General features: G+C 44.2%; 1 protein-coding gene. It reads right to left on the bottom strand.

The window, feature by feature from the left end:
- Positions 1-150: 150 nt before the first annotated feature.
- Positions 151-806: AraC family transcriptional regulator (locus R8O10_RS24620; RefSeq protein WP_318191874.1), on the bottom strand; the 656-nt coding region annotated here is incomplete at its 5' end.

The following is an 806-nucleotide window of genomic DNA, read 5'->3' as shown; positions in this document are numbered from 1 at the left end:
CGTTAAACATATTGGTTTCTACGCAGCGTTTGATTTGCAACCCGATGGCATTGGCTTGATGTTTAACGCGAGTATATACCCATGTCGCTGACGATATATACCCCAGAAGTGCGTAAGTAGGTTGGATAGACGCATTGTTGAGCGTTCCCGTCACTCTTTTACGATCTCATGGGGCGGCACACCGAACACTTTTTTAAACGCATTAGTGAAATTAGAAGGATGGTGATAGCCCGCTTCGTACGCGGCTTCAGTGATCGACACTAAACCACGCTCCAAATGTACTCTTGCGATCTCAAGACGGCGATAACGGATATAACCATTCACCGTCATATTAAGTGACTGTTTAAAGCGGCGTTGTAGGTTAGACACACTCATCGAGAATACCTCTGCAATGTGTTCGAGGCTCAACTCTTGTTCAAGGTGCGTTTCGATATAGCTGACAATGTTTTCCACGCGTGAATCACTATGACGTTCGGAGATTTTATCTCGGTAACAGTTGGTGTTTTGAGGGCAAAAATCCTGTGGCATTTGTTGTGTTGCGTGAAACAGAATTTGATAAATCAAACTTTCGATTTCGAGCTTGTCTTGAAAACGATTTGGTGTATCCCGGTTGGTGAGTTCGGTGGCCAGGTCAGTTAACGCCTGATTAAGCTCTAGGTGGTAAAAGGCTTGGTGCGTTTCAAAGAAGGCAGTACTGCAACACGATTCTTCCGTACGGGACTCTAACCATTGCGGCTTTACAAGAATATTAATCTTGTTGATCTGATTGTTTTCAATAAGCGAACGACGAAAGTTAGCAGGATGAA

The organism is Vibrio sp. 1727 (assembly GCF_033344415.1).
Classification (GTDB): Bacteria; Pseudomonadota; Gammaproteobacteria; order Enterobacterales; family Vibrionaceae; genus Vibrio; species Vibrio alginolyticus.
This window is presented reverse-complemented; position numbering and strand designations above follow the sequence as displayed.